Raw genomic sequence first — 22,319 nt, forward strand, 5'->3', positions numbered from 1 at the left:
ATACCCACATATACTATAATGAGTTCTTGCGGGAGGGATTATATCTTGAAAATTTATATTGTGCAAAAAGGCGACACGGCTCAAAAGATTGCCCAGAAGCACGGCGTCTCTCTATCGGCACTTAAACAATTCAATACACAACTGGAATTAGATCAAATCAAGCCAGGAATGAAAATGAAGATCCCAACGGAAGCCAAGCCGGTTAGAAGAAATTCAGCTGTGGAGAAGAAAAAAGAGCTTGGAAAGAAAAACGAGGCACAATCAGTGTCTTCAAAGAAAGACAGGGTGCTGCCTTCTGAGGAAAACGAACCAATCGCGATCAGCTTAAATTCTTATACCTACAAACCCGATCCATATAAAGCTCCTTCGATGCCGCACCAAGATGTTGCCTATGAAATTCCTTCTGAAGGGATGTCCTCTTCTTCTGTAATTGAAGATCCATTTCCAGACGCAATGAAGGAAAAAGAGTCCCAAAATGGGCTGCCAGAGGGAACTCATACGGCGTATCAAGAGACCGGCTATCCTTTTCAACAAGGGACACCTAATCCGTATTATGGGTATCCAAATTACCCTTATACGGGAACGCAGCCAAGTCCAACTCCTCAATTTGGAACGGCAGGACCTGAGGGGGAGGCTTATCAGGGAGGGGAACTCGCCGGGAACAGTTATTATGATTACGCACCAAGTACCATGCCGCCCGATTATATACCGTATCGCGATTCTTTTGGCTGCCAAGCTCCACAAACGGATTATTATTATGATTGGAGCGTTTATCAGGATGAGAATCAGCGAGCCTATCCAGCTGAAGGCTATGCCCCTCCAAGCACCTATCCATACTATAATTATTCGCCGGAATCAGAAGGTGAATTCTCTGGAACGGCACAATCGGGATACTCAAGCCTTCCTTTTGAAAACAACCAGGCTTCTGTTCCTTTTAATCAAGAAAACCAAAGCGCCAACCCGTCGTCCACTGGCGTACCATTTCAAAACGGACAAATGGCGGTTCCTTCAGCCAATCCATCTTATAATCAAGAGAATTATCCCAATTATGCCATGAATCCTTCTGGTGAAGGCTTTCAATCAGGAAGCTATGAACCCTATCCGAACCCTGCTTATCAATCAGCTGAGCCTTATCCAAAGCAACCGTATCAACCGAACGGGACTTACCCAGCTTATGGGTCTTACCCAATCGGCTCATCAACGCCTGATTATGCGATGTGGGAATCTTATGTGGATTATCATGAGCCTCCTTATCAACCGGACTTCCCTCTGCCGCCTAACAAAAAATAGGAGTTGAAGGTGAACTGACGTGATGGTTCACTCACCTTATATTTCCTAATCGACTAAAAGTAACCTGATTAATCCCCCCCTTTTTCAGCCAATATAAGTGTTGAAAGGGGGATTTCTTTTGAAAAAGCCATTAACTTTCATGTCTGCAGCCTTAATCTCCGCTACACTATTAACCGGGTGTGGAGCAAATAATGCAGCTCAAGATAATAACACACCGATGAAAAATGTTACCTATAAAACAAATCAAGTGAATCCAAATGCCGCATCGAATGTCAATAATTACAATGGCTACAATAATGTTAATTATCGCAACATGACTTTTCCACAGAAAACAGCACAAAAAATTGCCAAGCGAGTAAACCAGATTAAAGGGGTCAAATACGCTTCAACTCTGATTTCTGGCAATACCGTATACGTTGGTATTACGACAACAGCAAACGCTGATGCCAATACCAATCAGAAAGTGGTAAATGTGGTTCAGCAATATGTGGGAAATAAAAACGTGCAAGTGGTGACCGATCAAAATACCGTTAATCGGATGACAACGCTCAACAATCGAATTATGAATAATGCACCAGCACGTGAAATCAATTCAGATGTCCGCGGTATTCTAAATGACTTGGGAGATGCGGTCACACGTCCTTTCCAAAATAATGCTCGATAAAAGGTAATAAAGCTAGCCCGCAAGATGGGCTAGCTTTTTTTACGTTAAGAAAGTAAAAAAAATTAACATGCATAAAAAACAAAGGCAATAGATCATAATAATGGTTGATTGAACCATTACCAGATTTTGAGGTGAATAAGTCATGTTGAAGAAAAGGATTGGACTTTTAATTGTATTTTTTCTTTTTTTAATGAATATAGCAAGCCCTGCTTCTGCTGAGTCATTTCCAAAAAGACAAGAGCTCAAAACCGTTCACGTTGTAACGGCTTATCCTGACCAGGTGGTAATCCATACAACTTATAATCAGCATGTCATCTCAACCGACGCCTTTTTAGAAACGCATAACAACTATTCGCTTATCAAGGAAGCGAATGGGGAGTTGTATATTAAAAGGAAAGCTGAACGGGAATCGCCCCTTGCATCGATTATTGCCATTATGGGCATGAAAGGGGAAGAGGCATTAGAAGTAGAAACCGCCTCTTATAATCCGGTTGAACGAATCAAATCTTTTATTCAGTTTGAAATAGATGCCTTTACAACTTAAAAACGAATTAAAATGACGATTAAGTCTATAAGGGTCTGACTTCTGTGCAAAAGGGGTCTGACCCTTTGCTTATTATTATGGTATGATGAAAGATAGCCTACTTAGAGTTGGAGGAGAACAGGTGTACGAATTTATAGAGGGGAAAGTTGTACAGGTTTCCACTGATTCTGTGGTAATTGCCAATCAAGGAATTGGGTATTTAATCTATTGCCCGAATCCTTATCAATTTACGCAAAACCAGTCCGCGACGATCTATACTCATCATTATGTCAGAGAAGATGCCATTAACCTATACGGATTTAAATCGCGGGAAGAGCGCCAGTTATTCGTTCAATTACTCGGTGTTTCGGGGATTGGTCCAAAGGGGGCGCTTGCCGTGCTGGCAACGGGAGAGACGGCGCGCGTCATTGAAGCCATTGAGACAGAGGATGAGCGTTATCTCGTTCAATTCCCTGGTATTGGGAAGAAGACGGCACGCCAAATTATATTGGATTTGAAAGGGAAGTTCAAATCCGTCTCCGGCCCTGCTGTTAAGCAAATAGATGATACGGCTCCAGATTCCGCTAGACACGCGATGGAAGAAGCATTCCAGGCGCTTCAAGCTTTAGGCTATTCAGAGAAAGAAATTACTCGCATTAGTCCAGAGCTGAAGGGTAAGGAATTAACAACAGAGGGATATATTAAACAAGCCCTGCAACTGCTTTTAAAAGGTTAGAGAGGAGGGAGAGACATGGAAGAAGAGCGTTTGGTTTCAATGGATTCAGTGCCAGAGGATGTGGATTCGGAGGCGAGCATTCGTCCCCAAACATTAAAGGATTATATCGGACAAGAACAGGTTAAAGCGAATTTAAGTATATTTATTGAAGCCGCAAAGCAACGTGAAGAACCGCTAGACCATGTTTTGTTATATGGGCCGCCGGGACTTGGGAAGACAACCTTATCTATGATCATTGCCCAGGAAATGGGTGCTGGTATTAGAATGACTTCAGGGCCGGCTATTGAAAGGCCTGGTGATTTAGCTGCCCTTCTAACCGCCTTAGAGCCAGGGGATGTTCTGTTTATCGATGAAATTCATCGCCTTCCTCGAGCCGTGGAAGAGGTACTGTACCCGGCGATGGAGGATTTCTGTCTGGACATTGTGCTAGGAAAAGGAGAAACGGCTCATTCCGTTCGCCTGGACCTCCCTCCCTTTACTTTAATTGGCGCGACAACAAGAGCAGGTTATTTATCCGCTCCTTTAAGGGATCGGTTTGGAGTGGTTTGCCGGCTGAATTATTATGAGCCGGAAGAGTTAGCCAAAATTGTGACTCGAACGGCTAAGGTTCTAGGGAGTGAGATTGCGTCCCAGGCTGCCGATGAAGTTTCGAGACGGTCTCGCGGGACCCCGCGTATTGCCAATCGTCTCTTAAGGCGTATAAGAGATTTTGCACAGGTCAAGAATGATGGGGATATCACATTAGAGATGGCTCGAATAGCGCTTGAGAGACTTCAGGTTGATCGAAAAGGACTCGATCATATCGATCATCTTCTTCTTTCAAGTATCATGACGAAGTTTGGCGGGGGTCCAGTCGGACTGGATACGTTAGCGGCTACGATAGGCGAGGAACGTCATACGATTGAAGATGTTTACGAACCGTATTTACTGCAAATCGGCTTCTTACAGCGGACACCAAGAGGACGGGTAGTGACGCCTCTTGTTTATGAGCATTTTAAAAATGAAGGGCTCGGGGGGACAGACCTCTCCTGAAAGAATAACCGTTCGGAATAGTTGTCCCACCCATCCTTAAGACTTATCGCTTGTTTTGAATATAATTGGATGACTTCGTTAACTAATGATTAAATCGGTTTCTTGTTGTGTTTTTTTAGGAGGTTATTTGAAATGGATGTATCACAGTTTGATTTTAATTTACCAGAGGAGCTTATTGCTCAAACCCCGTTAAAAGATCGGTCGAGTTCTCGTCTAATGGTGCTTAATCCTAATAAAGAGACGATTGAACACCGCACTTTTACCGATCTTTTGGATTATTTAAATCCAGGAGACTGTCTCGTGCTGAATGATACACGGGTCTTGCCTGCTCGCCTTTTTGGAGTGAAGGAGGACACGGACGCTCATGTGGAAGTGCTTCTTCTTAAGCAAATAGAAGGTGATGACTGGGAATGCTTAACAAAGCCGGCCAAACGAATTAAAGAAGGAACAGTGGTGTCGTTTGGAGGCGGGAAGTTAAAAGCTGAATGCGTGGCTTTGCTGGATGAGGGTCGCCGCCGGTTCCGTTTTTCCTATGACGGCATTTTTCAAGAACGTTTAGAGGAACTTGGGACCATGCCTTTACCTCCCTATATCCGAGAGCAATTGTCTGACCAGAATCGTTATCAAACGGTTTATGCCAAAAATAACGGGTCCGCAGCGGCACCAACAGCGGGTCTTCATTTTACGGAAGAGTTACTTGAAGCGATCAGACAAAAAGGCGTTCATATCGCTTTTATCACTCTGCATGTTGGGCTTGGAACGTTTCGTCCAGTAAAGGTTGATTCGATTGAAGAGCATCATATGCATGCAGAGTTTTATCAAATGACTCAAGAGACTGCTGATGTTCTCAATCAGACCCGTGAGAAGGGAAACCGGATCGTTGCGGTAGGGACAACAGTCATACGGACGCTGGAAACGCTCGCCCAGAAGAGGGACGGCTATTTCCAGGAGGATTCAGGCTGGACGGATATTTTTATTTTTCCTGGCTATACCTTTAAAGGTGTCGATGCCTTTATTACCAATTTTCACTTGCCAAAGTCCACATTGATTATGCTTGTCAGTGCTTTTACAGGACGAGATTTTATTCTCCATGCGTACGAAACAGCTGTTCAAGAGCGCTATCGCTTTTTTAGCTTTGGTGATGCGATGCTTGTAACAGAAAGAAAGGAATAGACATGATGAGTCAGCCTGTTACATATGAATTGATTAAGACCTGCAAACAATCAGGTGCCCGTTTAGGAAAACTCCATACGCCGCATGGTACCTTTGACACCCCTATGTTTATGCCGGTTGGGACACTAGCAACGGTCAAAACGATGAGCCCGGAGGAACTAAAGGAGATGGGAGCAGGTGTCATCCTAAGCAATACCTATCACTTATGGCTCAGACCGGGTGAAGACATCGTAGAAGAAGCCGGGGGGCTTCATCGTTTTATGAATTGGGATCAAGGTATTTTAACCGATTCCGGTGGTTTTCAGGTGTTTAGCCTCAGTGATTTAAGAGAAATCACCGAGGAAGGCGTCCATTTTCGCAATCATCTAAATGGGGACAAGCTATTTCTGTCTCCAGAAAAGTCCATAGGCGTGCAAAATGCTTTAGGATCTGATATTATGATGGCCTTTGATGAATGTCCGCCTTATCCTGCGGAGTATGAATATATGAAAGCTTCTGTTGAACGGACAAGCCGCTGGGCAGAGCGCTGTCTTTCCGCTAACAAGAACCCGGATCGCCAGGCACTCTTTGGCATCGTTCAAGGCGGAGAATATGAGGCTCTCCGAAGACAAAGTGCAAGAGAGCTTACAGCCCTTGATTTTCCAGGTTATGCGGTTGGGGGGCTCTCAGTAGGTGAGCCGAAGCCTGTCATGAACGAGGTTCTAGAATATACGACACCATTACTTCCAACAAATAAGCCTCGTTACTTGATGGGAGTGGGGTCGCCGGATTCTTTAATCGATGGGTCTATAAGAGGCATTGACATGTTTGACTGCGTGCTTCCTACCCGAATTGCACGAAATGGGACACTTATGACAAGTGAGGGACGTTTAGTTGTTCGAAACGCCAAATATGCACGTGATTTTGGGCCGCTTGATCCAAATTGCGACTGTCATGTTTGCCGAACTTATTCTCGAGCCTATATCCGCCACCTTGTCAAAGCAAATGAAACCTTTGGATTTCGACTTACGACTTATCATAACCTATATTTTCTGTTAAAATTGATGAAGTCAGTTAGACAAGCTATTCAAGAGGACCGGTTGCTTGATTTTCGAGACGAGTTTTTTGAAAAGTACGGGTTTAACGGGCCAAATGCCAAAAATTTTTAATAAAGAAGAGGAGTGAGAATGATGGGAGCATTACAAACGATTGGACCATTAATTATCTTTTTTGCTATCTTTTATTTCCTGCTGATTCGTCCGCAGCAAAATAAGCAAAAGAAAACAAAGCAAATGCAAAGTTCGCTTGGAAAAGGTGATAAAATTATCACCATTGGCGGATTGCACGGAGTTGTGGATACGATTGATGATTCGACTGTTACAATCAAATGTAACGGCAATTCTCGATTAACGTTTGATCGACAAGCCATTCGTGACATTGTTGAAAAACGTACGAATCCACATGAGAAAAAATCAGAAAAAAGTCTTGAGGCAAAAGTTGGGGAAGCTAAAGACGAAGATTAATAAGTCACACAAAAAAAGAAGCGGCAATCCGCTTCTTTTTTTATTTGAGTTTTTGTGTGCTCGGAAGGAGTCTGACTCCGCTGTTTCAGAGGCTGTCTTCGTTAGTTCAGGCGTCCAAAGAGGTTAACGCCTAAAATACCGCCGATCCCGGTTACCACAATATTAATAAGGCCAACAGTGAGTTGATGGAGAGATAAGCTGTGATCGTAACCTAGGAAGAGAATAGCAAAGATAAAAAGAGAATAAAGTAAACCGGTGAGGGCGCCAATGATTAAGCCTTGTTCTTTCAGCTTTGCTCCAGAGAAAATTCCCCCGATGAAAAGGGCAATAAAGGAGAGGATCATGGGCCAAACGCCAAGTGCGTTTTCAGATAAAGCGGTTAATCTTAAGAGCATGGCGACGACCAAAGCACAAAGAAGTATCACCACAAAGGAAGCCATCATGCCGTAGCCGGCAGCTGTCAGCATTTTTTTAGACATGTTCTTCACCTCCCTCTTTATATTTATAAGTACTGCGCATGCCTTCTCAAGTTCCTCGGGTTTTGTTTGTCTCCTTGGCTCAGACTTGAAAAGGGCAAGTACATAAGAGTTTGTCTCTAACATCTTATTCTGGCTTGGCTATATTTAGAAGTTTCATGAAGTCAAGAGCTTGGACATATGATGTATAAAGGGCTGGAAGGGGGGACAGAGTGGAGCTTGTTCTTGCACTCATCCTATTTGTTGGTTGCTACATTCTTATGATGTTGGAGGTGTTTAATCGGGCTTTTATTGCGATTATCGGCGGCTTGCTCATGGTGATCGTTGGGGTGGCGCCTTTTGGGGAGCTCATCAAGCAGGCCATCGATTGGGACACGATTCTTCTGTTATTAGCGATGATGATCATTGTCACGATTACGGCTCAAACAGGGGTCTTTGAATATATGGCTCTGCTCTTGGCAAAAAAAGTAGGGGCCAGGCCGATCTTTATCTTAATCGTGATTTGCTTTTTAACGGCAATCGGATCAGCTTTCCTCGATAATGTGACGACAGTGCTCTTGCTTGTACCTGTTGTGCTTAGACTGACCCAAACGCTTGAACTGCCTGAACAGCCGTTTCTAATATCTGTGATTCTTTTTTCAAACATAGGCGGAACCGCTACTTTAATCGGCGATCCACCTAACCTAATGATTGGCCAAGCGGTTGCTCATTTAGATTTTAATGCCTTTCTTTTACACATGACACCTATTGTGATCATTGATTTTTTTGTCGTTATGGTCTTTATAATCGTTCTATATGGGCGGAAATTAAGGCCTGATCCGCACTTAGAAGGACGACTCAAACAACTTAATCCTTATGAACGGTTAAAAAAGGGGCCGGTTTTAACGCGCTCCCTATTGGTGCTAGCCTTGACCATCACCACGTTTGTTCTGCATTCGGTCATTCATGTTAATATGGCGACAACAGCCTTGGCGGGTGCTTTCCTGCTTCTGCTTCTCACCTATCAATCCATTTCTCTTTCAGATGTCTTTCGAAAAGTGGATTGGGAAACGTTATTGTTTTTCGCAGGGTTATTTATGCTAGTTGGCGCACTTGTCCATATTGGGTTAATCGATAGAGCAGCGGTGGCTCTTCTTGACATGACGAATGGAGATATTCCTCGTACGGCATTAATCATCCTTTGGGGATCGGGTCTCTTTTCGGGCTTTGTCGACAATATCCCATTTGTTGCCACGATGATCCCCGTCATAAAAGAAATGGGCAACATAGGGATAACGAATCTAGATCCTTTATGGTGGGCGCTTGCTTTAGGGTCTTGCTTGGGAGGAAATGCGACATTGATTGGGGCAAGTGCTAACGTCATAGTGGCCGGCTTCTCCAAGGAAACGGATCATCCGTTAACTTTTTTCTCGTTCTTGAAAATTGGCTTTCCGGTTGTTATTTTATCCTTAGTTGTCTCAACACTTTATCTTTGGTTCCGATATCTCATTCATTTTTAATAAAGAAAACAAGGCACGAGCTGAGCCTTTAGACGAAGTGGGCCGCCTGGTTGCACTTATACTGAGTTCCTAAACATTTTTTAATATCGATTTTCTGCCCTGCTGAAATTTGCTTTCTTAATGGACCAAAAAACGGCTCTTCATGTTTCGCCTTCATCTAGACCATACTAAAGGTGAGGTGAAAGGAGGCGAAATTAGCATGGAGACCGTGATTGTTCGTACGATTTTTCTCTATTTAATCATCCTTTTGACCTTTCGACTCATGGGAAAGAGAGAGATCGGGCAGTTAAGTGTGGTTGATTTTGTAGTGAATATCATGATCGCTGAATTATGCGTTGTTGCGATTGAACAACCCAATGCACCTATGACACGAACGATCATACCCATTGCCATCTTGCTTCTGATTCAGCTGCTTTTAGCCTGGTTTTCGCTTAAAAGTCAAACCGTTCGTCATTTAGTGGATGGTCAGCCGTCCCTCATCATCAAAAATGGTGAAATTGATGAACGGCAAATGAGAAAACAGAGATATAATTTTGATGATTTACTGATGCAATTAAGGGAACAAAACATAAAAAATGTTGGCGACGTGGAATTTGCGTTCTTGGAGACAGATGGAAAGCTGTCTGTGATTAGAAAAGAGGAGGAAAAAGAGAAGGAGGAGGAGCAGGAGCAGCCTGTTTGGGAGATTGATCATACTCTCTTGCCTCTGCCTCTTATATTAGATGGGGAAATCCAGGAAAGAAATCTGCAGATCCTAGATAAAAATCAATTTTGGCTCAGACAAGAATTGAGAAAGATTGGTTATAAAGATATTAAAGGCATCTCGGTCTGTATCCTGGATGATAAAGGCACCTTTTTTATCGATGAAAAGAATAAATGGAATTAAAAAGAAACTGGGGAGAATTCCAGTTTCTTTTTAATTGGCTCTTTTCTAAAAGATTGTTGCTATTTAATAAAAAATAGGTGGAAATAGGCGAGACTCCTGCGGGAATAGCAATCCAGGTGAGACCCCGCAGGCGTATTTTGCCGAGGAGGCTCACGGATTGCCCGCGGAAAGCGAGCTTATTGGAGCCTAAAAAAACAACAAAGTTTACGAAAACAGCCTTTTAATTAGATGGCAAGGCTGGGGAATCGCTCCAAAAAAGGATGAACCGACCTTCAGTTTATCCAGTTTCTTATAATTGGGAAATTGGCTAATTCGTCTTTTCGGATTAAACGGAAAAGAAAAATCATAACAAGATAAAAGAGAAGAACAACGAGAATCAAAAGACACGTTCTTGAAAGCATCGAGTAGGAGAGTAAGAGCTTTTGGTTACAGTAAGTGGCAAAGGCCCCGGTCAGGATAAACACAATGACTCCTTTTACATAATCGCTTAAATTCAAAGTAAACCCTATTGTCTTTACGACTGAGAAGAAATGAAGCAGCGTAACGAGCACAACGCCAACCGAGTAGCCCATAGCGGCTCCCATAATTCCGAGATCGGCCCTGGAGCCTAAAACGAAAATCGTCGCGATTTTGACCGCGGCGCCAATAAAACTGTTGACCATGGCTGCTCGAGCTAAGTCAAGCGCTTGAAGAACAGCGGCTAATGGTCCTTGAAAGTAGAACAATAAGAAGAACGGTGCCATCATGTACACGTAAATAGCTGAATTAGGAGAGTGGTACATTAGGGTCATGATCGGCTTAGCAAATACAAAAGCAATAATCAGTGAAATGCCGCCAGCGATCAAGGCGATTTTCAGCGCTTGATTGACCCGGTATTGAATGATATCCAGACGGTTGCGGGCTTGGGCTTCACTTATAGTCGGGACGAGCGAGACGTGTAAGGAATGCGTAATAAAGCTTGGCAAGGTCAATAAGGGAATGGCATACCCGGCTATTTCTCCATATTGCTTGGTTGCAACAGCGGTTGCGACACCTGCTAACGCCAGGCTCTGGGCAACGACGATCGGCTCAAGGAAATAACTGATTGATCCGATTAAACGACTTCCAGTTGTAGGCAAGGCGATCCCCATAAGCTGCCTGAATGTTGAACCACCCCCGCTTAGAACATTCCAAAATCGCTTCCGAATCGGGATTCGTTTCTTAGCCTTGAACATAAGAATCATATAAATTAAGGAGACGGCCTCACCTATGACCCCTGAAATCATGGCACCCGCAGCAGCGAATTCAATTCCATAAGGCAATAGTGAAGAAGCGAAAATATAGACAAGGGAGATCCGGACGATTTGTTCAATGACTTGTGAATAAGCATAAGGGCTCATGTTCTGAACCCCTTGAAAATAACCTCTCAGCACCGATGCAATCCCAACAATTGGAATAATGGGAGCAATGGCAAGAAGAGGGTAAAGCGTCCTCGGGTCTGTAAACAGAATGTGGGAGGACAAAGGTGCTAATGTCATAAGTGCTATTGTAAAAATAATGCTCAAGGTCCCCACAATGGTAAAAGATACAGTTAAGATACGTTTGATTTTTTGCCTGTCATTGTAGGCATTAGCTTCTGCCACAAGCTTGGAGATCGCAACAGGCAACCCGAGTTGTGTTAATGTGACAACGAGAATAAGGGTGGGATAAGCCATCATATAAAGGCCGACCCCTTCGTCTCCAATCACACGAGCTAAGACGATTTTGTTTATAACACCTAAGATTTTAGTAATCATACCCGCTATAATTAAAATGAATGTACCTCGTAGAAATGTCTGCTTCGCCATGCTTCCCCCTACCTTTTACTCCTGTCTGATGGTAAACAAGCTATCCATAAACTATATGCAGGAAAGGTAAACAAGCATGACACTTCTGAAAGAAACATTAGAATAAAGTAATGGGACATATGGACATTTTTAATAGAAGTACACGCAACTTATTCAGAATTATGTTATGATAAATTTGTTGTTCAAAATTAGTGACGGCAAAAGCCTTGCTTTTGACCTCACAATGTCTAAAGATGATAGGACAGGAGTGGATCTTGTTTGGAACAGCACATAAACATAGAAGAATTGGATCAAATTCGTCACCATATAGAACCATTCTTGGTCAGCAAGTTTGAAGAATTTCAGCTTCTGGGGATTGAGAGCCTATCAATGGACGAGCTTTGGTCATTCATCCTTGAGTCCATGAAAAAGAAAAAATTGAAAGATCCCATGCTTCATGAACTTGTTAACTTCATCATGAGGCTCTCGGTTAATGATTATTTGAATAAGATACGTCTTGAGATGTTTAAAGGAGTCGATTTAAACGTTTTTAGTGAGCCAACCTAATCGGTTTCCTCCTTTTTCTATGCGCTCTGCCTCATTCCGTTACATATGAAATAAGACTGGTTGTATTCTGCAATCGTTTGTTTTTATAAAGGGAAACTGGAATGGCTTTCAAAACATAAATTGACATAAAAAAATGGGACTAGCTATAATAGGATTATTGTGAAAGTCAGCATTTGAAGGGAGTACGGCAATATGGTGAAAAAAGGAAGGATTGTGACCTTCTTTATCATACTCGTTCTATTGGTCGGCCTAATCGGCGGAACTGCTAAAATGATTATGAACAATGTGAAGCTCGGCCTTGACCTAAAGGGAGGCTTTGAGGTTCTTTATCAGGTTGAGCCCTTAAAAAAAGGGGATAAAATTACGAATCAGACAATGAAGGATACGGTTTCAGCGATTATGCGAAGGATTAACTCCTTAGGTGTCAGTGAACCGAATGTTTCCATTGAGAGCGGTCATCGCATCCGTGTTCAATTAGCAGGTGTAACGAATCAAGCTGAAGCACGAAAAATGCTTTCAACAACCGCTCATTTAACGTTTCGTGATGTGAATGATAACTTGATGCTGGACGGCTCTGATCTCGTACCAGGGAAAGCAAAGGTTGAATTTGATTCAACCAATAATCCAGAAGTAACACTTAAGCTTAAGAGTGCGAGTGAATTTGGGAAATTAACTAAAAAAATTGCTGCAAAGGGAGCGCCAAATAATAAGCTCGTCATTTGGCTCGATTGGAAGAAAGGCGAAACCTATAAGAAAGAATCTGAAAAAGAGTTAACAGGTGGGAAACCGGCTTACATATCGGCTCCGTCCGTCAATTCAGAAATCGATTCGTCTGATGTTGTTATTTCAGGAACTTTCTCATTGAAGGAAGCCCAGGATTTAGCGGATTTGCTCAATGCCGGTGCTCTCCCAGTTAATATGAAAGAAATCTATTCGACATCGGTTGGCGCCCAATTTGGCCAATATGCGATGGTTAAGACACTGACTGCCGGTATTATAGGAATTGCTGCGATCTTTTTATTCATGCTTCTTTTCTATCGATTTGGCGGCTTTATCGCAGTTATCACCCTGCTTGCTTATATTTATTTGGTCATGGTTGTATTCGTCGGCCTTAAAGCGGTGCTAACGCTTCCGGGAATTGCAGCCTTGATCCTCGGGGTAGGGATGGCGGTCGATGCCAATATTATTACCCTGGAAAGAATTAAGGACGAAATACGATCGGGTAAATCGATTCTATCGTCTTTTAGAGCAGGAAATCGCCGTTCTTTTGCTACGATTTTAGATTCCAATTTGACGACGATTATAGCTGGTGTGGTTATGTTTGCTTATGGGACAAGCGAAATTAAAGGATTTGCGGTCATGCTTATTGTCAGCATATTAGTCAGCTTTATTACGGCCGTCTTTGGAGCACGCTGGTTGCTTAGTCTTTGGGTCGGAAGCCGTGCACTTGATAAAAAACCAGGACTATTCGGTGTGAAGAAGGAGGATATCCGTGAGCTATAAGACCTTTGATTTCATGAAACAACGGACCCTATTTTTTATTTTTTCAGGTCTCATCACTGTGGCCGGTATTGTCGTCCTTCTCCTTTTCGGGATGAATTTAGGCATTGATTTTTCAAGTGGAACTCGAATTGATGTTAAAGCTTCTCATGAAATTAACATTGATCAATTTCAATCGACAGTTGGGTCATTAGGCTTTCATACAGAACAGCCTGTCTTAGCTGGTCCAAAAAATACCATTGCTAGCATTCGTATAAATAAACAGCTTAATCAAAATGAAGTCGCAAAAGTAAGCACTGCGATTCAGAAAAAGTTTGGAGTGAAAGCTTCTGATGTTAATATCAGTACTGTTTCTCCAACGATCGGTCGAGAGCTTGCTAAAAGTGCGTTCTGGGCAGTTCTCATCTCTTCTGCCTGCATCATTATTTATGTTTGGATTCGATTTGAATTCTTGCAAGGTTTAGCGGCTATTATCGCCCTGCTTCACGATGCGTTTATTATTATTTCTGTGTTCAGTCTTCTGCATATTGAAGTGAATATTGATTTCATTGCCGCTGTACTGACCATTGTTGGGTATTCGATCAATGATACGATTGTGACGTTTGACCGAATTCGGGAAAACATGAAATTAAATAAAAAGAAAATCCGAACGTTTGAGGATTTGAAAGAAATTGTCAATAAGAGTATTCAGCAAACGTTTGTACGTTCAGTAAGCACCGTCTTAACGGTGTTGCTTGCAACGCTCGCTCTGCTTATCTTTGGCGGGACGTCGATCCGTACCTTTACGGTAGCCTTGTTAATCGGCTTGATTTCGGGTGCGTATTCTTCCATTTTTATCGCTTCCCCATTATGGGCCATTTGGAAGTTCAAATGGATGCAGCGCGATAAGAAAAAACCATCAACATCTGCACAGCCGCAATAACTTCGAACACTTTAAGGGAAGCTTCGTCTTCTCCTTAAAGTGTTTTTTCTTTGTTGTTTAGGAAATTATAAAATTCTCGACTTGTGGATACACCGACATTGAAACGTCGTTTTTTGTGCGAAAATAACCTCGCTTTGCGCGGGCACGGCAATACGTCCGCGCAAAGCGAGGGAATCGTCGTTACACGTAAAACGATTAGGCGTAACCAGAATACGCTAACCGCCGCGAATCCGGTCGGAATGCCGAAATAAAGGATTGACGTTACACCTATTTCGGTTGAGCGTAACGAGGATACACTATCCGCCGCTAAACGGGGCTGGAATGCCGAAATAACGGAATGTCGTTACGCCTATTTCGGTTGAGCGTAACGAGGATACGCTATCCGCCGCTAAATGGGGCTGAAATGCCTAAATAACGGAATGTCGTTACGCCTATTTCGGTTGAGCGTAACGAGGATTCGCTAACCGCCGCGAATCCGGCCGGAATGCCGAAATAAAGGATTGACGTTACACCTATTTCGGTTGAGCGTAACAAGGATACGCTATCCGCCGCGAAATGGGACGGAATGCCGAAATAACGGAATGTCGTTACTCCTATTTCGGTTGAGCGTAACGAGGATTCGCTATCCGCCGCGAAATGGGACGGAATGCCGAAATAAAGGATTGACGTTACACCTATTTCGGTTGAGCGTAACAAGGATACGCTATCCGCCGCGAAATGGGACGGAATGACGAAATAACGGAATGTCGTTACGCCTATTTCGGTTGAGCGTAACGAGGATACGCTATCCGCCGCGAATCCGGCCGGAATGCCGAAATAACGGACTGATGTTACGCCTATTTCGTTTGAGCGTAACCAGAATACGCTATCCGCCGCGAAATGGGCCAGAATGCCGAAATAAGGGACTGACGTTACGCCTATTTCGGTTGAGCGTAACGAGGATACGCTATCCGCCGCGAATCCGGCCGGAATGCCGAAATAACGGACTGACGTTACGCCTATTTCGGTTGAGCGTAACGAGGATTCGCTATCCGCCGCGAATCCGGCCGGAATGCCGAAATAACGGACTGATGTTACGCCTATTTTGATTGAGCGTAACGAGGATTCGCTATCCGCCGCGAAATGGGACGGAATGCCGAAATAACGGACTGACGTTACGCCTATTTCGGTTGAGCGTAACGAGCATTCTCTATTTAACTCGGAACGGCCCGTTTTACCCAGGAAGTTGACCAGTAACGTAGCCTAGTTACGCTTCTTATGTTAAAACGGGACGATTTTCCACATTGGTTAGACAACCACCTATTTTTGTTAAGTGTTTAAACATAAAAACAGTGCCCGAGAAAAACTCATAGGTTAAATCTATACTTGGGAAGAAGGGAGTCGCGGCGTTAGCGATTTTGTTCTTGTGATATACTAAGGAAAAAATGGTGTGAATGCTGCAGAGTTGAGGTGATAGTTTTGAAAGGTCAATGGGGGCTGATCCTTGGATTAGTTTTAGCACTAGTGATTGCGATTTTTTCCGTTATTAACGTCAGTGCGGTAACGGTTAATTATTTGTTTGGACAGGCTGAGTGGCCGTTAATCTTAGTTGTTTTAGGGTCTGTTTTAATGGGTGGATTGGTCGTTGGAAGTCTCGGCGTCGTAGGAGTGATCCGATTGAAAATGACGGTCAAACGTCTGGAAAAGCAGCTTAAGGACTATGAGACAAAGGGAGCGGAACTCGTGAGACTGGATAAAGAAAAAGATCGGGCTCATCTGGGTCCGAATAAAGACTAGACCGTTAAACCCATCTGTTTCTAAAGAAATCCAAAAAAATAAGCAAAACGTCAACTAAGATTGGCTGCTTTAAAATGAAATGGATAATTTTTTGGGGTTTGCCGGGTATTCGCTCTCTAGTATAATTGTCACGTTAGGGGAGGAGACGATTATGTTAAAATCATCAAAGATTTGGGATGTACAGCAGGTGAACGAAGAGGCCATTCAGGAACTTGCACAGGCGGCTCATTGTTCTGAACTGATCGCCCGACTGCTCTATAATCGAGGGATCGCTACTCCAGAATCGGCCGAATCCTTTTTACATAGTGAGAGGGTTCCTTACCACGATCCGTATCTCATGTTAGGGATGGAAACGGCTGTTGAACGTTTATCTGAGGCTATTGAAAACGAAGAGAACATACTTGTATTCGGTGATTATGATGCGGATGGTGTGACGTCCACTTCGCTATTAGTTTTGGCACTAAGAGAGCTTGGGGCGCATGTCTCTTATTATATTCCTGACCGTTTTAAAGAGGGTTATGGACCAAATATTCCAGCTATAGATAAGGCGAAATCAAATGGTGTGTCACTAGTTGTCACAGTCGATACAGGCATCAGTGCTGTTAATGTGGCACAGCACGCAAAGTCAATTGGATTAGATTATATTGTGACTGATCACCATGAACCGCCTCCTGAACTTCCAGATGCCTATGCGATTATTAACCCAAAACAATCGGGATGTACCTATCCTTTCAAAGGGTTGTGCGGGGCGGGGGTAGCTATTAAGCTTGTACAGGCACTGTTTGATGAGATGCCAACGCATCTTTTAGATTTAGCAGCAGTAGGAACGATCGCGGATTTGGTGCCGCTTGAAGGTGAGAATCGCCGGATTGTGAAAGAAGGTCTTCAAGTGCTTTCACAACAGCCGAAACCGGGATTAAAGGCACTCCTCCAGGTTAGCGGTCATACGCCTGGACAAAAAGTGGACAGTGAGCTTGTTGGCTTTCAATTAGGACCCCGCTTAAACGCAGCAGGCCGCCTGAAGCATGCATCGCTCTCAGCTGACCTTTTAATGGCTGAGGATTGGACGGAGGCTTTGTCACTGGCTGAGCAAGTTGATCAAATGAACCTTGAAAGAAAGGCTTATGTGGATACCATCTCTGAAGAAGCACAAAAAATGGTGGAGCTGTTTCCTGAAGATGAACGTGATTTTATTATTGTAGCTAATCCCGATTGGCATGAAGGGGTACTCGGTATTGTTGCATCACGATTGGTTGAACAGTATTACCGGCCAACTCTTGTGTTAAGTGTAAATCCGGAAACAGGCATGGCTAAGGGGTCCGCTAGAAGCATTGAAGGATTTGATGTCTTTCAAGCCCTCTCCACTTGTCGTGACCTGCTCCCGCACTTTGGTGGACATGAAATGGCGGCAGGCTTATCCCTTCCATTTGAGCAAGTAATGGAGCTTAGGGAACGGATGAACCGCTATTCACGTCAAGTCTTTACTGAAGAGATGCTCGTTCCTCGGCTTCGCGTGGATGCTAGACTTCCACTCGAAGCGATCAGTTTGGGTATGATTGAAGAAATGTCCGTGCTCGAACCCTTTGGTGAAGGAAATCCAAAGCCTAAATTTGTCCTAGAGAATGTCATGATCAAAGAAATGAAACCGATCGGAGCGCTTCATAATCATTTGAAGCTTCAACTGACCGATTCTAAAGAGCAATTAGAGGCGATCTCATTTGGAAAAGGGTTTCTAGCCAGTCAAATGACAGGAGATGCCAGGCTTTCAGTTGCGGGTCAACTGGGGATTAATGAGTGGAATGGCTTCCGTAAACCCCAGCTTTTTATTGATGATTTCAGCATCAAAGAATGGCAGCTCTTTGATCTTAGAGGCTCGAATCAATGGCTTGAGACTTTGCGGGGGATGATTACCCAGCCGGACGTTCATGCCGTTTATTTCAGGGAAGAAACGTATCAGTCACTTCCGCCTGCTTTCATTCAGGCAAGGTCTGTTGAAGCGTATAAAGAGGAGCAGTTATCAAGCTCATCACTCGTGCTTCTCGATCTTCCGGAATCACTTGAACAATTGAGCGAATTTGTGGCAAGCATGGATTTCCCTGACAGAATCTATCTAGTGTTTGACCAAAAAGAGGATTCGCTGTTAGAAGGCGTTCCTTCAAGAGAGCAATTCAAACAAGCGTATGCGCTGTTCTACAAATATCCAAATGTCACGATTGCAAAACTCAGACAATGGGCGCAATACAAACGCTGGTCAATCTCTCAGATGGATTTTATAATAAAAGTGTTTTTGGAGCTCGAATTTGTTAAAATAGAACAGGATGCACTTGTACCCGTTCAGACATCGGTCAAAAGACCATTGACAGATTCACGCCTTTATCAGGACCGGCTGAATCAGGCAGAGGTAGAGGAATTTCTATTGTATTCTCCTCGCCAAGCGGTAAAAGACTGGTTTGATCAACAAAAAGTGGACAGACATGTGGCTAAGGAGGACGTACTCTTATGAATTATAAGGAGTATATAAAGATTGTTGAGGATTTTCCAAAAGAGGGAATCCGGTTTAAAGATATAACGCCATTAATGCAGAATGGCGAGGCTTATAAAGCGGTGATCGATGAGATTGCGGAATACGCGAAAGAGAAGAGCGCGGATGTCATCGTGGGACCAGAAGCAAGAGGCTTTATTGTAGGGTGTCCTGTGGCCTATACACTGGGATTAGGCTTTGTTCCTGTTCGAAAAAACGGAAAGCTTCCACGTGAGGTTATTCGAGTTGATTATGGCCTTGAGTATGGCAATGATGCTTTAACGATTCATAAAGATGCGATCACAAAGGGCCAGCGAGTCGTCATTATGGATGATCTGCTCGCAACAGGCGGAACGATTGAGGCAACCATTCAGCTCGTTGAACAATTAGGCGGGATTGTGGTTGGAATTGCTTTCATGATTGAGCTCACCGATCTAAATGGTCGTGACAAATTAAAGAATTACGACTTATTTACATTAACTCAATATTGATTGTAAGGGGTGCCGGCTCAGAGGCACTCCTATTTCTCTAGTTATAAGGTCTCAAAACCTAGTATTACCAATAATAAGGCGAAAACGTGACAAAAAGGACAAAGATTCGCTTGTTTTCGCCTATTTTCGCGCTAAATTATGTTGATGGCTTTACATCAGCAAGAGAATTCACGATAATAGAATCATTATATCTTCTGATAAACTAAAGGTGATGGGTATATGACGTTTCAGGAGTTATTGACAAAAGCGAGTCACTATCTCAGTGAAGACCAGGTAAAACAAATTGAAGAAGCCTATCATTTTGCGGATGAGGCGCATGCCGGACAAGTTCGCAAATCGGGTGAGCCTTACATTATTCATCCAGTTGAAGTGGCAGGCATCTTGGTTGATCTTGAGATGGATGCAACAACGATTATTGGTGGCTTGCTCCACGACGTAGTTGAAGATACCCCCGTTAAGTTGGAAGATATCTCTAAACGTTTTGGAGAAGAGGTGGCCATACTCGTTGATGGTGTCACCAAACTTCGTCATTTTGAATTCAAATCAAAGGAAGATCAACAAGCCGAAAATCACCGCAAGATGTTTGTCGCAATGGCACAAGATATTCGGTGCGTTCTAATTAAACTTGCGGATCGTTTGCACAACATGCGAACGCTGAAATATATGTCTCCAGAGAAACAGATCCAAAAAGCCAATGAAACATTAGAAATTTTTGCACCCCTAGCTAACCGTCTCGGAATTTCGACAATCAAGTGGGAGCTTGAAGACATTGCTCTTCGCTTTCTCAATCCGCAGCAATATTACCGAATTGTTAATCTCATGAAGCGAAAGCGGCAAGATCGCTTGGAATATATTGAAGAAGTCATGGAGACAATTCGCAAACAGCTGGCAGGAGTTGAAATTGAAGCCAATATCCATGGGCGTCCTAAGCATATCTATAGCATCTATCGAAAAATGGCTTACCAGAACAAACAGTTTAATGAGATCTATGATTTATTAGCGGTTCGAATCATCGTGGAGAACATTAAAGATTGCTATGCGGTGCTCGGGATTATTCATACCCATTGGAAACCAATGCCTGGCCGCTTTAAAGATTATATTGCGATGCCGAAACAAAATATGTACCAATCCCTGCACACGACGGTTATTGGTCCAAAAGGGGATCCCCTTGAAGTACAAATTCGGACAGAAGAAATGCATCGCGTGGCGGAATATGGTATTGCGGCTCATTGGGCATATAAAGAAGGCCGCCAAAAGAATCTGAATAATCGGTTTGAAGATAAGTTAGCTTGGTTCAGACAAATTCTTGAATGGCAGAATGAAGCTGAAGATGCTAAAGAATTTATCGAATCCCTCAAAATGGATCTTTTTTCAGATATGGTTTTTGTTTTTACGCCAAAAGGGGATGTCATTGAGCTTCCAAGCGGGTCGGTTCCGATTGATTTTGCTTACCGCATTCATACGGAAATTGGCAATAAGACAGTTGGCGCCAAGGTAAACGGCAAAATGGTCCCTCTCGATTATCGTTTGAAGACGGGAGATATTGTTGAAATTACGACCTCCAATCATTCTTATGGGCCAAGTCAGGATTGGCTCAAAATGGCCAAAAGTTCTCATGCCAAGAATAAAATCCGTCAGTGGCATAAAAAACAGCGCCGGGAAGAGAATGTGGAAAAGGGTAAGGAATCCATTGAGAAGGAACTCCGCAGCCAAGGATTCGATCCAAAGGAGATTTTAACCGAATCCAATATTAAGGTCGTGGCAACGAAATATAACTTCGCAACTGAAGAGGAAATTTATGCGGCAGTGGGCTATAATGGCATCACGCCAAAGCAAGTTGTGACCCGTCTGACTGAGAAAGTCCGTAAGACCCAATCTGAAAGTGCCGAGGCGATTCTTAAGAACTTTCCAGAAGTGGGTACTTATCAAACCACAAAACGAAAGACAGATTCCGGGGTTCGGGTTAAAGGTGTTGATAACCTGATGATCCGGTTATCGAAATGCTGCAATCCGGTTCCGGGCGATGAGATCATCGGCTACATTACGAAGGGCAGAGGGGTATCCATTCATCGCGCCAATTGTCCGAATGTTTATCAGCATGATGGAGAAGCGCGCCTTTTAGAAGTCGAGTGGGAAGGACAAGAGGTGGGCAAAAAGCATTATAACGTTGATATTGAAATTACAGGCTATGATCGCAACGGGCTATTAAATGAAGTGCTCCAAGCCGTCTCAGAAACAAAGACGCAAATTATTGCCGTCAGTGGAAAAGCGGACAAGAACAAAGTGGCCCTTATCCATATGACCATTGCCATACCAAATGTGAATCATTTGGTGAAAGTCGTGGATCGGATTAAGCGGCTTCCAGAAATCTATTCCGTGCGCCGAATGATGGATTAAAAAGAGAGGAGGCTTCTAATATGAGAGTCGTGCTTCAGCGTGTTAAGGCAGCCTCTGTAACGGTTGAGGGAACGGTTGTTGGACAAATTGAAAAGGGGCTTCTTCTCCTTGTCGGGATACATGAATCGGATACCGAAGAGCAGCTTCCTTATATGGTTAGTAAGATTACCGAACTTCGGATATTTGAAGATGAGTCTGGCAAAATGAATGAGTCCCTTCTTGACCAAGGCGGGGCTATTCTCTCCGTTTCTCAATTTACATTATACGGGGATACGACTAAAGGGAGACGGCCTAATTTTATGAAAGCGGCTCGTCCTGAGAAGGCGGAGCCACTTTTTAATCAATTTAATCAAGAACTGCGCCATAAAGGTTTAAAGGTCGAAACAGGACAATTTGGGGCCATGATGGACGTCTCTTTGATTAATGATGGGCCTGTGACTTTAATTATAGATAGCAAATAAGGGGCGTATAGATTTAATTCCTTTGGGGATACTGTTAAAAAATCCAAAGGAGTTTTTTTATGCGTGTCTCATTAAGCCAGTCTTTAAGAACGGATCCA

At 43.4% G+C, this 22,319-nt stretch carries 20 protein-coding genes and 1 pseudogene; 18 read left to right on the forward strand and 3 right to left on the reverse strand.

The annotated features are described in order from the left end of the window. Positions 1-45: 45 nt before the first annotated feature. From PU629_RS06765 to yajC, 8 genes are all read left to right on the forward strand, one after another. Positions 46-1,290 carry a LysM peptidoglycan-binding domain-containing protein gene (locus PU629_RS06765; protein WP_275283528.1) on the forward strand — a complete coding sequence of 415 codons (1,245 nt, stop codon included), beginning with the start codon at positions 46-48 and terminating at the stop codon, positions 1,288-1,290. Positions 1,291-1,408: 118 nt separating this feature from the next. Continuing rightward, positions 1,409-1,954 carry a YhcN/YlaJ family sporulation lipoprotein gene (locus PU629_RS06770; RefSeq protein WP_275283529.1) on the forward strand — a complete coding sequence of 182 codons (546 nt, stop codon included), beginning with the start codon at positions 1,409-1,411 and terminating at the stop codon, positions 1,952-1,954. 142 nt (positions 1,955-2,096) lie between these two features. After that, complete coding sequence (locus PU629_RS06775; RefSeq protein ID WP_275283530.1) at positions 2,097-2,498, forward strand: hypothetical protein; 402 nt, start codon at positions 2,097-2,099, stop codon at positions 2,496-2,498. Positions 2,499-2,619: 121 nt separating this feature from the next. Continuing rightward, complete coding sequence (gene ruvA, locus PU629_RS06780) at positions 2,620-3,213, forward strand: Holliday junction branch migration protein RuvA (RefSeq protein WP_275283531.1); 594 nt, start codon at positions 2,620-2,622, stop codon at positions 3,211-3,213. 15 nt (positions 3,214-3,228) lie between these two features. Then, a complete protein-coding gene (gene ruvB / locus PU629_RS06785; RefSeq protein WP_275283532.1) occupies positions 3,229-4,245 on the forward strand; it encodes a Holliday junction branch migration DNA helicase RuvB in 1,017 nt (338 codons plus the stop codon). Positions 4,246-4,377: 132 nt separating this feature from the next. Then, a complete protein-coding gene (gene queA, locus PU629_RS06790) occupies positions 4,378-5,418 on the forward strand; it encodes a tRNA preQ1(34) S-adenosylmethionine ribosyltransferase-isomerase QueA (RefSeq protein ID WP_275283533.1) in 1,041 nt (346 codons plus the stop codon). 2 nt (positions 5,419-5,420) lie between these two features. After that, entirely contained in the window at positions 5,421-6,566 is a 1,146-nt protein-coding gene (tgt, locus tag PU629_RS06795) for a tRNA guanosine(34) transglycosylase Tgt (RefSeq protein WP_275283534.1), read from the forward strand. 21 nt (positions 6,567-6,587) lie between these two features. Next, positions 6,588-6,920 (forward strand): preprotein translocase subunit YajC, encoded by a 333-nt coding sequence (gene yajC, locus PU629_RS06800; RefSeq protein ID WP_275283535.1) that lies wholly within the window; start codon positions 6,588-6,590, stop codon positions 6,918-6,920. A 101-nt stretch (positions 6,921-7,021) separates the two neighbouring features. On the opposite strand, the gene PU629_RS06805 is transcribed toward yajC, so the two are convergent. Further along, positions 7,022-7,399, reverse strand: coding sequence for a TIGR04086 family membrane protein (locus PU629_RS06805; protein ID WP_275283536.1), 378 nt, complete (start codon positions 7,397-7,399; stop codon positions 7,022-7,024). A 209-nt stretch (positions 7,400-7,608) separates the two neighbouring features. Here PU629_RS06805 and PU629_RS06810 point away from each other — a divergent pair, with 209 nt between their 5' ends. Together PU629_RS06810 and PU629_RS06815 are read left to right on the forward strand one after the other, a co-directional pair. Then, on the forward strand, positions 7,609-8,895 hold the full coding sequence (locus tag PU629_RS06810) for an ArsB/NhaD family transporter (RefSeq protein ID WP_275283537.1): 1,287 nt from the start codon (positions 7,609-7,611) through the stop codon (positions 8,893-8,895). Positions 8,896-9,094: 199 nt separating this feature from the next. Further along, entirely contained in the window at positions 9,095-9,781 is a 687-nt protein-coding gene (locus PU629_RS06815; RefSeq protein ID WP_343076307.1) for a DUF421 domain-containing protein, read from the forward strand. 272 nt (positions 9,782-10,053) lie between these two features. On the opposite strand, the gene spoVB is transcribed toward PU629_RS06815, so the two are convergent. Continuing rightward, complete coding sequence (gene spoVB / locus PU629_RS06820; protein WP_275283538.1) at positions 10,054-11,607, reverse strand: stage V sporulation protein B; 1,554 nt, start codon at positions 11,605-11,607, stop codon at positions 10,054-10,056. A 258-nt stretch (positions 11,608-11,865) separates the two neighbouring features. Here spoVB and PU629_RS06825 point away from each other — a divergent pair, with 258 nt between their 5' ends. Together PU629_RS06825 and secDF are read left to right on the forward strand one after the other, a co-directional pair. Then, entirely contained in the window at positions 11,866-12,153 is a 288-nt protein-coding gene (locus PU629_RS06825; protein ID WP_275283539.1) for a post-transcriptional regulator, read from the forward strand. A gap of 192 nt (positions 12,154-12,345) precedes the next feature. After that, positions 12,346-14,575: pseudogene (gene secDF, locus PU629_RS06830) on the forward strand (protein translocase subunit SecDF). 378 nt (positions 14,576-14,953) lie between these two features. Here secDF and PU629_RS06835 read toward each other — a convergent pair. Beyond that, entirely contained in the window at positions 14,954-15,271 is a 318-nt protein-coding gene (locus PU629_RS06835) for a hypothetical protein (protein WP_275283540.1), read from the reverse strand. Between the two features lie 47 nt (positions 15,272-15,318). On the opposite strand from PU629_RS06835, the gene PU629_RS06840 reads away from it, so the two are divergent. The 6 genes from PU629_RS06840 (at position 15,319) to dtd (ending at position 22,221) form a co-directional block, all read left to right on the forward strand. Further along, positions 15,319-15,663: a hypothetical protein gene (locus PU629_RS06840; protein WP_275283541.1), complete on the forward strand. Its 345-nt coding sequence runs from the start codon at positions 15,319-15,321 to the stop codon at positions 15,661-15,663. Positions 15,664-16,033: 370 nt separating this feature from the next. Then, positions 16,034-16,351, forward strand: a complete 318-nt coding sequence (locus PU629_RS06845; RefSeq protein ID WP_275283542.1) for a LapA family protein — start codon at positions 16,034-16,036, stop codon at positions 16,349-16,351. A gap of 151 nt (positions 16,352-16,502) precedes the next feature. Then, the gene (gene recJ, locus PU629_RS06850; RefSeq protein WP_275283543.1) at positions 16,503-18,854 is read left to right on the forward strand and encodes a single-stranded-DNA-specific exonuclease RecJ; all 2,352 of its coding nucleotides are present in this window, start codon (positions 16,503-16,505) and stop codon (positions 18,852-18,854) included. Beyond that, positions 18,851-19,363, forward strand: coding sequence for an adenine phosphoribosyltransferase (locus PU629_RS06855; RefSeq protein ID WP_275283544.1), 513 nt, complete (start codon positions 18,851-18,853; stop codon positions 19,361-19,363). Before recJ ends, PU629_RS06855 begins: the two co-directional genes overlap by 4 nt. Before the next feature lie 219 nt (positions 19,364-19,582). Beyond that, complete coding sequence (locus tag PU629_RS06860) at positions 19,583-21,760, forward strand: RelA/SpoT family protein (protein WP_275283545.1); 2,178 nt, start codon at positions 19,583-19,585, stop codon at positions 21,758-21,760. A 20-nt stretch (positions 21,761-21,780) separates the two neighbouring features. After that, positions 21,781-22,221, forward strand: coding sequence for a D-aminoacyl-tRNA deacylase (dtd, locus tag PU629_RS06865; RefSeq protein WP_275283546.1), 441 nt, complete (start codon positions 21,781-21,783; stop codon positions 22,219-22,221). Positions 22,222-22,319: the final 98 nt, after the last annotated feature.

Origin of the sequence: Pullulanibacillus sp. KACC 23026 (genome assembly GCF_029094525.1) — a bacterium.
In the GTDB taxonomy this organism is placed as follows: domain Bacteria; phylum Bacillota; class Bacilli; order Bacillales; family Sporolactobacillaceae; genus KACC-23026.